Here is a 13,142-nt window from a genome sequence, read left to right on the forward strand (position 1 = left end):
CGCATAGCAACTGCGGATGTCATGCGGACTGGCCCAAGCGGCGCGCCTCACTTCGTCATGCCAGGCCTTCAGCGGTTGCTCGCACTCTGGGAACCTTTCCCAGTAACGCCTGAGCGTAGCCAGCGCGAAAACTCTCACCGCCCCATCCTAGTCCCAAATTGGGACTTATGCAAATCATCCATCATTGCTCAGCCTCCACCGTGTCCCATCCGCCACATCCACCCCGCCACCGCCAGCCCGGCCACTACCACCAGCATCACCGGCAGGCCGAAGCGGTGCCGGAACGGGATCGGTACCCCGCCAAGCTGCTGGTCCATGCTTTCGGTATCCAGCACCCAGCCGTGCTCGCAGCCGGTGCAGGCCAGCTCGTAGCGGCGCTGGTAGACGATGCCGAACAGCAGGTCGATGCGCGCCATCCTGTAGCGCAGCTGCGGGGCGAATTCGGTTTCAGCCTGGCAGCGCAGGCAGTGGTGGGATTCGGTGGGGCCGACAATCAGCACCCGTTCGTGTTGGCCGATCAGCAGCATGGTTCAGCCTTTCCTGCAGGCGGGCTGGGCCAGCAGCCAGGCCTCAGCCGCCGCCACCGTTGCGGCATCGCCGACGGTGGCCTGGTCCGGCGCGATCTTCCGCCCGTCGCCATGTCCATTGCGATCGCGCATGACGCTGGTGGTCAGCACCAGCGCGCTGCCGTCCACCAGCCGGCGCACCACGTTGGCAGTCGATACGCCCGCCGTGGGCTGGCCGAAACTGCGGGTCTGCGCGCGGCCGCGGAACGCCAGAACGGTCGCCTCGCCGGAACTGGCGGTGCGCGGGCCGGTCAGCACTGCCACCGGTGCGCCAACAAGGCTGGGTAGATAGCCGGGCTGGCCGAAATCCAGACCCGTCGCATCGCCCATGCGCACGCCGCTGGCGGTGGTCCGCCACCGTACCGGACCGTCGGCGGTCTCGAATGAGCCCACGTCCTCGATACCCATCGCCGAAGTGCGCAGCAGCGGCGCAACGCCCAGCAGCATCGGCCACATGTTGCCGCCGGTGTTGTCGCGCAGGTCGACAATCCAGCCACAGCGAGGCGTGCTGTCCTTTTCACGGATGATGTTCTGCCAACGCACCGCACGCTGGATGTTCTGTTGCTGCAGCTGCTGCGGCGGCGCACCGGGGTCTGCCGCATAGCCCTCGATCAGCACCTGGCCGATACGCGGGTCACGTGCGCGAGTGGCGTCGCTTTCGCTGCGGGCAGCGGCGGTGGCGTTTTCGCGGGCGAAACGCTCCACACGTTGCTGCTGTCGTTGCGGGGTCATCCAGCTGCCGTGACCGCCTGAACTGCGACCGATGGACTCGGCCAGGACGGTCCGGACCTTGGCCGGATCGCCCTGCGCATCCTTCAGCCGCGTGCGCGTGGCAGGCCAATCGACCCTGCCTCGGTACAGCGCCTCGCGTTCAAGCATGTCCAGCAGCTGTGCCTGTGCGGCGGGTGAGGGGATCTCGATGGTGTCGGCCGCAGTGGCAGCGGTCGCTGCCAGCAGCGTGGCGATCAAGGCGGCTCGTGCCGGCAGTCCCTTGCTGTTTCGCATCGACATCTCCCTGTCGTTGGATGAAGGCGAAGCATAACGGTGCCGGAGCGGTGTGTTCCATCGCGCACCCTGTCGTGTTTGGCTTGGCAGGGCGCGTCGTATCGATTTGCAACTTTGCCCATGTCAGCGCGACCGCAAAAGCGCGAAGGTCGCTGTGCCAGCGCCACCTGCGCTGGCCGGGATTGGCGTCCTGAATCAATGAGCAAAGATGACCGATTGCCTCGATGCAGGCACTCGCGACAATGCACCACCTGCCGCTCCATGGCGGGCGGTGCGTGGGGACCCTTGGGTCCGTCGGCTTCTTCTTTGCTCTTGACCGGCACGCCAACCCGCACCGCCCGCCACCTTGCATCCCGCAGGTGGCCTTGCCCTGTGAGGTTGCTGCCATGACTACGCTCTACCCCACCTATCCCCGCCTGCACACACTGCTGGGTGATGCCCTGCCCGACCTGCAGCTGCCCAACGCTACTGCCGAGGCTCTGGAAGACGCGCTGACCGAAGCGGATGAAGCCGCTCCCACGCCCGCCTTTTTCAAGCGGTTGCGCGACATCACGCGCTGCCACGCCGCCGACGGCGAGCCGTGGACGGAGCTGCGCATCACCCCGGCACGGGCGCGCGATCTGGCCGGCGCCACTCGCTGCCTGCTGGCGTTGTCGGCATYGGGTGGCGTGTTGCTGGCGACGCAGGCCGCGCGTGAACTGGACGACGCGGAGGCGCAATGCCCGCCGCTGACAGAGGAAGGGTTGCTGTATGCGGTGCAGCTGCTGGCCGATCACGCAGGTACGTTGCTGGGTCGATCGCCGTTGTGATGCAGGTGTGTGGGAATTGATTGACTGCTGCCAAGGCGTGTCGACCAAGGTCGACACCTACCAGGGCGGGTCATGGTGCCGGTTGGATTCGTGTCGACCGAGGTCGACACCTACCAGAGCGGTTCATGGCGTCGGTTGGATTCGTGCCGACCAGGGTCGGCACCCACCAAAGCGGCCAAAGCGAAGGGCGCTACCAATCCGCGCGCAGGCCGATGTTGCCTTCGATGATGCGGCGCTTGCCGTTGTCGCTGCCACCAACCTCGCGGGTATAGTCGGCCACGGCATACGCACTGATCGCGCGGTTGAAACGTCCGACCACGCCGACACCGGCTTCCAGTGCGCGCGAGCGCTGCGAATTGATGATCGCGTCGCTGTCGAACAGGATGCGGTCCTCTCCCGAACGGCCATGCCAGTAATTCAACTTGAAGTACGGCTGCCAGCCGTTGTCGGCCAACTGGTAATCGCCCGCCAGGCGCAGGCCGACGCGGCCGGTCCAGGCGTTGTCGTTATCGAAGGAAACGGTGGACACCAGATCACGCTGGTCATCCAGTGAACTGCGCTGCCAGATCACCTGCAGCTGCGGCTCCAGCCACCACGATGACTGCCCGAACTGCAGCAGTGGCTTGCCCGCTTCCAGCGAGAGCGTGGTGCCATCGCCCTTGAGGTCGATGCCCAGCCCGCGCGAGGAGCGCGTGCGGCCGTCGTAGCGGCTCTGCATCGCCACTGCGTCGATGTAGCCGCCGCTGCTGTCGGTCAACGTCCAGTACAGGCCCACGTGTTTGTCGTCCAACCGGCTCTGGCCGACCAACACGTTGTCCCAGCCCACGGCCAGGCCGGTGATCCTGCCATCGGCGCGGGTACGGCCGACGAACACGCCGATCTGGTTGCGATGGCTGTCACCGCTGGCAGCCCACACATCCAAGCCTGCCTGCGCGCCCATCACGTCACCATCAAAGCCGGGCCGTGCATCGCCTTTCCAGTGGATCTCGCTGCTCTGCCCCACCAGCCGTCCCCATGCCGTGCGGAAGGCGCCCTGGTTGTACAGCAGGCGCTGTTCGCCCTGGCGCTCATGGAAGGTCCCCAAACTGGCCAGCGAGGTCTCGCGCAGCAGCGGTGGTACCACGGCGTAGGCCGCGGTCTCCAGGCGGTACAGCGGCACCAGGCCGTTCTCGTCCGGTGCGGCAGGTCTTGCCCCCGCAGTGGGCGGCGGCGAACCGGTACCGGGCAGGCTGCCACCGGCCACCGGCACGTCCGGCACGGGTGGATCGCTGGGCGGCGCTACGGGCGCAGGTTCCGGCGGCGGTGGCGGCGGTGCGGCTTCGCCTGCGGTCAGGTCCGGATCGGTGGCACCCTCTGGCGGCGGCGGGGGTGCCGGGGGAATCGGCGGCGGTGGCGCCACCGGTGGCGTCGGCGGTGGCGGTGGCAGTACTTCGCCGCCGCCGTTCGGTGCGGGGGCCGGCCCGGCCGCCAATGTCGAACGCAGATACCAGTTCTCGCCGGTGCCGGCGCTGACGCCGCCCTTGAACAGGAAATACTCGTAGGCACCGGCCGAGACCGGTGCGAACAACGAGAACGCGCCTGGCGCGGTGGTTGCGCCGTTCAGCGCCTGCACCACCAGGATACCGTCGACCAGCGTGGCCGCTCCTCCGCCGCCGGTGTTGATGATGCCCAGGCCGGTGCTGCCGGTGGCGGTGCCGCCATCAAAGACCAGGCGGTCGCTGGCTGAGTCGTCCGCACCCAGCACGGTCTGCAGGTACACGCCACCGCCGTCGCCGCGGTAGTTGCCACGGATGGTGAAGGCATCGCCGGCGCCGCTGTTGTTGGTCAGATCAATGCGTCCGGCGTTGACCATGTTCACCAGCGCAGCTGCCGCGAACGGACGGATCGCATGGTTGCCGCCACCGGYGAACAGCGTGCTGGTCTCGTCCACGTTCAAGCTGCCGGTGCCGGTGGCACTGTCGCCCAGCACCAGGTCGCCATCGAAGGTGAGCTCGGTGCTGCTGGCCAGGCTGATCGCTTCCCAGTTCTGGAAGCGTCCGACGCCAGCGGTCTTGACGTTGTTGAAGCTGAGGCGATCGGTGCCGGTGCCACCATCGAACAGCGGTACAGCGCCCAGGTTGGCCTGGTTGAGATTGCCCAGGGTCGCGACGTCATCGTCGGGGCCCATGTCGATGGTGCCGTAGACAATGCCGCCGCCATTCCAGTTGAAGGTGTCGTTGCCGGTGCTCAGCAGCACCTGGCCACGCACCGTGCCACCGGTGATGGTGACGCTGTCGGCGCCGCCACTGACGCTGATGTTGCCGCCGATGTAGGCGTCGTTGGAGATGATGATGGTGTCGGTGTCGAAGCCGGTGACCACGTTGCCGTCGACGGTGCCGCCGGACATGTCCCACAGGTTCTTGTCCAGCTTCATGTTGACGCGTCCGATGCGGCCGTCGGTCATCCACGCCTGGTCGCCATCTTCGAACGCGCCGACGATGCGGCCACCGCTCATGCGGAAGGTGTCGATGTTGTCGCCCTGCTGCAGGGCGCCGATGGTGCCGCCGGTCATGACGAAATCATCGCGGCCACTGCCCTGCGTCACCAGCCCGGTGATGGTGCCGGCGTTGATGGTCAGCTGGTCATCGCCATTGCCCTGGTCGAGGCTGTCGATGGTGCCGCCGCTGAGCAGCAGCACATCGTTGCCATCGCCCTGCTGCACGCCGCCGCTGATGCTGCCGGCCAGCATCTGCAGACGATCGTTGCCGGCACCGAACTGCACGCCACTGCTGCCACTGATGGTGCCGCGGTTGACCAGCTCGCTGTCGCCGGCACCGCTGAACTGCAGTGCGATACCGCTGCCGGAACTGATGCTGCCGGTGTTGTCGACGCGGCTGCCACCGCCAAGCTGTACCGCAGTACCGCTCGCCGAGCTGATGGCGCCGAGATTGGTGAGCACGTGCCCGCCAGCGCCGAGCAGGGAGATGGCGCTGCCCGCTCCGGCCTGCTGCAGCTGCGCGCCATTGCCAACATTCACGGTGATGCCTGCAGCGCCACTGGCGCTGATGGCTGCTGTCTCGGGATTGGGGGCGGTGCTGCTGCAGGTGACGGTCTGCCCGGCGACGGGAGCCGTCGCATCGCACCCGGCCCAGGCGGCAGGGGCGGACAAGGCGAGCAACGAGGGCATCGCCAGGATCTGCAGAAGGGAAACGGTCAGACGGCGTTGGCGGAACCCGCGCGGGACGACATGGGACATACAGCACTCCTGGGTCGGGGATCAGGAACTGCGGATGGTCTGTACGACACTGCTGATGCAGTCTGCCCTGCCATGAATGGTTTCGATAGGTGAAATTGCAGGCAAGCGGTCACGTTTTCGATGTGAAACCGGGAAGCGCTCACGCGGTCCGCATGTCGATGAACCAGTTCACCTTCGTCAGCCTGCCAAGAGCATCCACGCATGGCGTGGATCTACTGCAATCCTGGCCCAGTAGATCCACGCCATGCGTGGATGACCCCGCAACCCACCAGCACAGTAGATCCACGCCATGCGTGGATGGGCCGTTCTCCACCATCTCTGCCGCGCTCAGATCTTCAGATAAATGCGACGTCGGTCCAGCCACCAGGCTACGCCCCACCACAGCGCAACGAACACCAACGCCTGCAGCATCGAGGCCAGCTCCAGCGCCTGCGGCATCGCCGCAGCCAGTTGCTGCCAGACCCACCCCCAGGCGCCGGTCGCCAGCAGGATCACTGACATCACCGAGGCACCCAGATAGGCGGTGATCGCATTGACGCCAAAGCGCCGGCCCAGTGCCGGCCATCCCTTGCGGTCGATCAGCAGGTGGCCCAGCCACAATGCCAGCGCGGCCAGGCCACCGGTCCACAGCACGTAGCTGGGCGTCCACAGCTGCTTGTTGAGTGGCAGTACGGTTGCCAGCAGCAGGCCGAGCACGGCGGTGACCGCACCCAGCGCGGCCAATGCACCGGCGCGGCCACTGCGCAGCAGACCGCCGGCCAACAGGCCCAGCACGGTGCTGGCCAACGCGCCCAGACTGCTCAGCAATCCTTCCGGGTCATGGCCCAGACCGGTATCCGCCTGCCATTGGTAGATCCATGGCGCGAACAAGGTGGTGTCCAGACGGCTGGCCGGGTTGGTCCAGGGCGCAAGATCTCCGATGCCCAGCAGCAGCGCGGTGTAGCCCACCAGCAGCGCCACCAGCACGGCCACCTGCATGCGCGGACGCGCATACACCGCCAGCACGCCCACCACTGCCGCGCACAGCGCGATGCGCTGCAGCACACCCCATATGCGGAAGTGATGCGTGTGCAGTGCCCACCACACCAGCAGGTGCAGCAGCACGCCGGCAATGGCGATGCGCAGTGCGCGTTCCAGCACGCCACGTGCAAGTGCGGGCCGTGCGGCCGGATCCAGCGCGCGCGGTGCGACGCTGAAGGCCATCGACACGCCAACAAGGAACAGGAAGAACGGGAACACCAGGTCGGTCGGTGTGCAGCCGTGCCATTCGGAATGGCGCAGCGGTGCGAACACCGCACTCCAGTCACCGGGGTTGTTGACCAGCAGCATCGCCGCCACGGTCATGCCGCGCAGGGCGTCGATCGAGCCCAACCGGCGTGGCGGCGTGCTGCTCATCGTCAAGCGGCCTCGTACTGGCCGGCGATCCACGTACCACGCACCTGCAGCGCATCGTCCAGCAGCACCAGGTCGGCCTGGTAACCCTCGGCGATATGACCCAGGCGATCATCGACATTGAGGAACTGCGCCGGATAGGTCGAGGCCATGCGTGCGGCTTCGGCCAGCGGCTGGCGCAGCAGCTGCACGGTGTTGCGCACGGCGGTGGCCATGTCCAGCGCCGAGCCGGCCAGCGAGCCGGCCGCGTTGCGCACTACGCCGTCGATGGCAGTGATGGTTTCGCCATACAGCACGTAGCTGGGATCGTCCGCACCGACCGGCGGCATCGCATCGGTCACCAGCAGCAGGCGGCCGCGCGGCTTGGCCGCCAGCGCCACGCGCAGGCTGGCCGGATGCACGTGCACGCCATCGACGATGATGCCGATCCAGCTGTCGCGATCTTCCAGCGCCGCGCCGACCGCACCGGGCTCGCGCCCCTGCAGCGGTGACATCGCGTTGTACAGATGGGTGAAGCCACGCACGCCGGCATCGAGGCCGGCACGGATCTCTTCATAGGTACCGGCGGTGTGGCCAGCGGCAACGATCACACCGCGTTCGACCAGCGCGCGGATGGTCTCCAGCGGCACGCGCTCCGGCGCCAGGGTCAGCAGGGTCACGCCGTTGTCCAGCGACGACGCCAGTTCGATCTCTTCCGCGTCCGGTACGCGGAACTTGCTGGCATCGTGCGTGCCTTTGCGCGCCGGTGCGATGTATGGCCCTTCCAGGTGGATGCCGATCACGCCTGGCACGCCCTGCGCAATGGCCTCGCGCATCGCAGCGATCGCCTCGCGCATCACACCCAGGTCATCGCTGATCAGGGTCGGCAGCATCGCGGTGGTGCCGAAGCGGCGATGCGCACGCGCAATCGTGCGCAGCGACGCCACGTCGGGCGTGTTGTTGAACAGCGCGCCACCACCGCCATTGACCTGTACATCGATGAAGCCGGGCAGCAGCCAGCCGCCCCCCAGGTCCACCTGCTCGTCGGCCTTGCCCAGCTGCGGCGCAGCGTCGGGCAGCAGCGCGCTGATGTGGCCGTCTTCGATCACCACCGCAAGATCGTCGCGGAACTCATCGCCGGCAAGAATGCGGGCATTGCGCAGCACGGTTGCCATCACACCGTCTCCGTCACCTTGTTCAGATGCGGCGGCAGATCCGGGTTGAAGCCGCGGCGCAGCGCCAGCGCATTGATCGCGCGGTAGAAGCTCTGCACCGTCAGCAGCGGCGCACACAGCGGATGCGGCGCGGCAGCGACCGGCAGGTTGCCGCCGGCACCGGCCAGCCACACCTGGGCGCCACGTGCGGTGAATTCTTCGGCCACGGCACGAGTGCCGGCGCCGGTTTCATCAGGCTGGGCGAAGGCCAGCACCGGGAAGCCGCGATCGACCAGCGCCATCGGCCCATGCTTGACCTCGGCCGAGCTGTAGGCCTCGGCGTGCAGGCTGCAGGTTTCCTTGAACTTCAGCGCGGCCTCCTGCGCCGCGCCGAGGCCCAGGCCACGGCCGAGCACGAACAGGTTGTTGGCCTCCACCAGGCCATCGGTCACTGCGCTCCAGTCGCACTGCCAGGCCTCGCGCATCGCATCGGGCAGCAGGTCCAGTGCATTGCGCAGCGCGCTGTCCTGCTTCCAGTACGCCGCCAGTTGCAGCAGCGCGGACAACGAAGCGAGGTAGCTCTTGGTCGCGGCCACGCTTTTCTCCACGCCGGCATGCAGCGGAATGACCGTGTCGGCCAGTTGTGCCAGCGGAGAATCCTCGACGTTGACCAGCGCCACCACGCGCGCGCCAGCGGCCTTGGCCGCTTCGGCATTGCGCAGCAGGTCCGGGCTCTTGCCGGACTGCGAGATAACAATGAACAACGCACCGCGCAGCTGCAGCGGTGCCGCGTAGACCGAGCCCACCGATGGCGAGGCCGAGGCAACGACCAGGCCCAGCTGGGTTTCCAGCAGGTACTTGCCGTAGGTGGCGGCATGGTCGGAGCTGCCACGTGCGCAGGTCACCACGAACGGCGGCGGCGCAGCGCGCAGGCTGGCTGYCAGCGTCTCCATCACGGCGTGGTTGCGGGCGAACTGGCGGGCAACGACCTCGGCCGCTTCGGCGGCCTCGGCGAACATCAGGGTGGAGGTGGGATCGGACAGCGACATGGCAGGCTCAGGAAGGATCGGAAGGAAGGGGACGCGCGGCAGCAGGACGCATCGGTGCGGTCGAGCCGCGCACCACCAGTTGCGGCACGAAGCCCTGGTTGTGCAGCGGCGCCGGCGCATCGTCGTAGGCATCGCTGCGCAGCTGTGCGATCAGCAGGCGCGCGGCATGGCGGGCGATGTCTTCGGTGGCCTGCTTGGCGGTGGTCAGCGGCGGCCACGACTGGCGCGAGAACGGACTGTCCTCGAAGCCGGCAATGGACAGGTCGTAGGGCACGTTCATGCCGGCCGACTTCGCTGCGGCCAGCACGCCGGCGGCGATTTCATCGTTGGAACCGAAGATGGCGGTGGGCGGTTCGCGCAGTGCCAGCAGGCGCCGCGCACCGCGGAAGCCGTCGTCGAAGGTGTAGTCGCCCTGCACCACCAGATGCTTGTCCACGGTCATGCCGTAGTCTTTCAGCGCGGCCTCGTAACCGGCGTAGCGCTCGCCCGACGATCGGTGCGAGGTGCCACCCCAGAGGAAACCGATGCGCTGGTGGCCCAGCTGGATCAGGTGCTCGGTGATTTCGTAGGCGGCTTCGCGGTCGTCGACGAACACGCAAGCGCCATCGGCCGGATCTTCGGTGGCCGCGATGATCCGCACCAGCTTGATGCCGCGCGCGGTGAGCGCCTGAACCAGGTCGCGACGTTCGGACATCGGTGCGGTCAGCACCAGCCCGGCCAGGCGCGAGCGCTGCACCCAGTCGGCCAGTTCATCGGCCAGCAGCGGCGAACTGGAATCGCACGGATGGATCTGCAGGCCGAAGCCGGTTTCGCGGCAGGCCGCGAGCACACCGTTCTGCACGCCGATGATGTGGTACGGGTTGGGGTTGTCGTACACCAGCCCGATCACGAAGGTGGTGCCGCTGCGCAGGTTGCGCGCCGACGGATCGGGTTCGTAGTCGAGCTCGGCAATGGCACGCAGCACCCGCGCACGGGTGGCCTGCATCACCGAGGGCTCGTTGTTGATCACCCGCGACACCGTCTTCAGCGAGACCTTGGCCTTTTCGGCAACGTCCTTGATGGTCGCTCTGCGCATCGGCTTTTCCTGGGGTTGGCTGCCGTCCATCATCGCCGATCAGACCTTGTCCTGCGGCAGGCCGACGCGATGGCCGACCACCGAGTAGAACAGGATGTACAGATAGCAGGGCACCATCAGCAGCAGGAACACCAGCTGGAAGTCGATGTGCTGCTTGAGCACGGCAAACAGCTGCGGAATGATCGCGCCGCCGGCGATGCCCATGACCAGCAGCGCCGAACCGGTTTCGGTGAAGCGGCCCAGGCCACGGATCGCCAGCGGGAAGATCGCCGGCCACATCATCGCGTTGGCAAAGCCCAGCAGTGCCACGAAGGCGACCGACACATAGCCGTGGGTGAAGAAGGCGCCCAGGCAGAACAGCACGCCCAATACCGCCGAGACGGTCAGGTAGCGCGACTGCGAGACCACTCGCGGGATCAACACCAGGCCGACCACGTAGCCGATGAGCATCGCAAACAGGGTGAACGCGGTGAACATCTTGGTCTGGTCCAGCGGCAGGTCGAAGCCATGACCGTAGGTACCGATGGCATCACCGGCCATCACTTCCACGCCGACGTAGACGAACAGGCAGAGCACGCCCAGCCACAGATGCGGGAACTGGAAGATGCTGCTGCGCTCGGCCTTGCCTGGCACGCCGGCCGGTGTGGCATTGGCCTCGGAGGCCTTGATTTCGGGCAGCGGCGAGAACAATACCGCCACCGCCAGCAGCACCAGCAAACCGGCCATGGCCAGATACGGCGCGTGGATCTTGGCCGCGAACTGGTTGAGCAGCGTGGCCTTGGTGGCCGCATCGGCGGCCTGCACCTGAGCGTCGAGATCACCGATGCCATGCAGCACCAGGGTGCCGATCAATATCGGCGCAAGGATGCCAGCGATCTTGTTGCAGATGCCCATCATCGCGATGCGCCGTGCGGCGGTTTCGATCGGGCCGAGGATGGAGATGTACGGGTTGATCGCGGTCTGCAGCAGCGCAAGGCCGCTACCGATCACGAACAGGCCGCCCAGTGCACCGGGATACCAGCGCTGGGTGGCGAATTCACCGAACAACGCCGCACCACCGGCCATCACCAGCAGGCTCAGGCTCAGGCCTTTTTTCATGCCGGTGCGGCGCAGGATCCACGACGCCGGCAGGGCCAGGAAGAAGTAGGACAGGTAGAACACCATCAGCACCAGGAAGGCGCCGACCTCGCTCAGCTCGAAGGCGAGTTTGACGAAGGTGATCAACGGGCCGTTGAGCCAGGTGAAGAAGCCGATCAGGAAGAACAGCACGCCGACGATGGCGATGGACGAGGCCACGTTCGGGCGTGCGCTTGCAGCGGGGACGGCTGACATCAGGAAGGCTCCTGCGGCGACGGCCGCAGAACACGGCGTCGGAGAGTGGCTGGGAACAACGTTGTCACATTCTTTCGATGGACAGCGACCGTTTGTCAACTTCCCTGCACGGGTCACCACACCTCATGTTGCACTGCGCAAGCGCGCTGCACGGCCATCCGCTGAATGCGCTTGGCCCTTGAAGCCCCTTGCTGCAACGGTTCCGCCCGGGATGCAGTACTCACGCCATGTAAACGTTTACGGCGATCTGCATTCGTTGCGGCGCAGCAACGAAAGTGTCACGAACTCGTTGACATCGTTGTCAACGCGGTTACAGACTCCGCCCAATCGCCGGCTCCATCGTTGCCCTTCCCGGGGCCGGCCCCACCTGCAGCAGGAGCCCGYGTGACCGCCAGCCATCCCGCCYCGGCCCATGTCCTGTCCCGCGTCGCGCCCTCGTTCCTGGCTGCCGACGTTGGCGGCACCCATGTGCGTGTCGCCCGGGTCCAGGCCAGCGGCGACGATGCCCATCCGGTGCAGGTGCTCGATTACCGCAAGTACCGCAACGCCGACCACGCCGGGCTCAGCGCGATCCTCGCCGACTTCCTGGCCGAAGGCCCGCGCCCGTCGCACTGCGTGGTCGCCACCGCTGGCTATGCCCGCGAAGACGGCACAGTGATCACCGCCAATGTGCCGTGGCCGTTGTCGGCGCGGCAGATCGAGGCCGACGTCGGCCTGCAGCGGGTGCACATCGTCAACGACTTCGAAGCCGTGGCCTATGCGGCCGCGCAGGTCGATGCCAGCGGCGTGCTGCACCTGTGCGGACCGGAGACGGCGCCGCGCGGCCCGACCCTGGTGGTCGGCCCTGGCACCGGCCTGGGTGCAGCGCTGTGGATTCCCACGGCCAACGGTCCGGTGGTGCTGGCCACCGAAGCCGGCCAGCCCACCCTGGCCGCCAGCACCGAACTGGAAATGGCGATCGTCCGCCAYATGCARCGCGACCGCGCGCACGTGTCGATCGAACATGCCMTTTCCGGTCCTGGCCTGATGAACCTGTACCGCGCGATCTGCGCACTGCAGGACCAGGCGCCGGCGCTGGCCAGCCCCGATGCGGTCACCGCCGCAGCAATGGCAGACACCGATCCGCTGGCACGACAGGCGCTGGATGTGTTCTGCGGCCTGCTCGGCAGCACCATCGGCGACATGGCCCTGTTCTATGGCGCCCACGGCGGGGTTTACCTGGCCGGTGGAATCCTGCCGCAGATCCGCGAGTACCTGCGCACCAGCACCTTCGTCGAACGCTACCTGCAGAAGGGGCCGATGGGCGAGGCGCTGGCACGCATCCCGGTGAAGGTGGTCGAACACGGACAGCTGGGCGTGATCGGCGCTGCCAGCTGGTACCTGCTCCACGCCGACGCCTGAACCTGAAACGGCTTCAACGCAATCGCAGCACGCAGTACGTGGCACGCCAATGCCCGGGACATCGCCGCCGCCCCGCGCACGTCATCGCAACCGCAATCCCATATCGCCGCCGGCATCCAATCGAGTGATGAGGAGAGACATCATG

At 66.9% G+C, this 13,142-nt stretch carries 10 protein-coding genes; 2 read left to right on the forward strand and 8 right to left on the reverse strand.

Annotated elements, in window-relative coordinates; genetic code table 11:
* Positions 1 to 188: 188 nt before the first annotated feature.
* Together AB4Y84_RS03115 and AB4Y84_RS03120 are read right to left on the reverse strand one after the other, a co-directional pair.
* Positions 189 to 527, reverse strand: coding sequence for a hypothetical protein (locus tag AB4Y84_RS03115; protein ID WP_442244400.1), 339 nt, complete (start codon positions 525 to 527; stop codon positions 189 to 191).
* 3 nt (positions 528 to 530) lie between these two features.
* Complete coding sequence (locus tag AB4Y84_RS03120; protein ID WP_442244401.1) at positions 531 to 1,571, reverse strand: S41 family peptidase; 1,041 nt, start codon at positions 1,569 to 1,571, stop codon at positions 531 to 533.
* Positions 1,572 to 1,957: 386 nt separating this feature from the next.
* On the opposite strand from AB4Y84_RS03120, the gene AB4Y84_RS03125 reads away from it, so the two are divergent.
* Complete coding sequence (locus AB4Y84_RS03125; protein WP_442249756.1) at positions 1,958 to 2,380, forward strand: hypothetical protein; 423 nt, start codon at positions 1,958 to 1,960, stop codon at positions 2,378 to 2,380.
* 190 nt (positions 2,381 to 2,570) lie between these two features.
* Here the strand turns inward: AB4Y84_RS03125 and AB4Y84_RS03130 are convergent, their stop codons facing one another.
* The 6 genes from AB4Y84_RS03130 to AB4Y84_RS03155 all read right to left on the reverse strand — a co-directional run bounded on the left by AB4Y84_RS03130 (position 2,571) and on the right by AB4Y84_RS03155 (position 11,596).
* Positions 2,571 to 5,615, reverse strand: a complete 3,045-nt coding sequence (locus AB4Y84_RS03130; protein ID WP_442249757.1) for an autotransporter family protein — start codon at positions 5,613 to 5,615, stop codon at positions 2,571 to 2,573.
* A 327-nt stretch (positions 5,616 to 5,942) separates the two neighbouring features.
* Entirely contained in the window at positions 5,943 to 7,010 is a 1,068-nt protein-coding gene (locus AB4Y84_RS03135; RefSeq protein ID WP_363731608.1) for an acyltransferase family protein, read from the reverse strand.
* Between the two features lie 2 nt (positions 7,011 to 7,012).
* Positions 7,013 to 8,161, reverse strand: a complete 1,149-nt coding sequence (gene nagA / locus AB4Y84_RS03140) for an N-acetylglucosamine-6-phosphate deacetylase (protein ID WP_363731606.1) — start codon at positions 8,159 to 8,161, stop codon at positions 7,013 to 7,015.
* Positions 8,161 to 9,189, reverse strand: coding sequence for an SIS domain-containing protein (locus AB4Y84_RS03145; RefSeq protein ID WP_442249758.1), 1,029 nt, complete (start codon positions 9,187 to 9,189; stop codon positions 8,161 to 8,163). The genes nagA and AB4Y84_RS03145 overlap by 1 nt, the downstream gene beginning before the upstream one ends.
* Positions 9,190 to 9,196: 7 nt before the next feature.
* Positions 9,197 to 10,264, reverse strand: coding sequence for a LacI family DNA-binding transcriptional regulator (locus tag AB4Y84_RS03150; RefSeq protein WP_025878684.1), 1,068 nt, complete (start codon positions 10,262 to 10,264; stop codon positions 9,197 to 9,199).
* A 39-nt stretch (positions 10,265 to 10,303) separates the two neighbouring features.
* Positions 10,304 to 11,596, reverse strand: a complete 1,293-nt coding sequence (locus tag AB4Y84_RS03155) for a sugar MFS transporter (RefSeq protein ID WP_025878685.1) — start codon at positions 11,594 to 11,596, stop codon at positions 10,304 to 10,306.
* A gap of 384 nt (positions 11,597 to 11,980) precedes the next feature.
* On the opposite strand from AB4Y84_RS03155, the gene AB4Y84_RS03160 reads away from it, so the two are divergent.
* Positions 11,981 to 12,997: a glucokinase family protein gene (locus AB4Y84_RS03160; RefSeq protein ID WP_442249759.1), complete on the forward strand. Its 1,017-nt coding sequence runs from the start codon at positions 11,981 to 11,983 to the stop codon at positions 12,995 to 12,997.
* Positions 12,998 to 13,142 lie beyond the last annotated feature (145 nt).

The sequence above is a fragment of the Stenotrophomonas sp. 2YAF22 genome, from assembly GCF_052114665.1.
Classification (GTDB): Bacteria; Pseudomonadota; Gammaproteobacteria; order Xanthomonadales; family Xanthomonadaceae; genus Stenotrophomonas; species Stenotrophomonas indicatrix.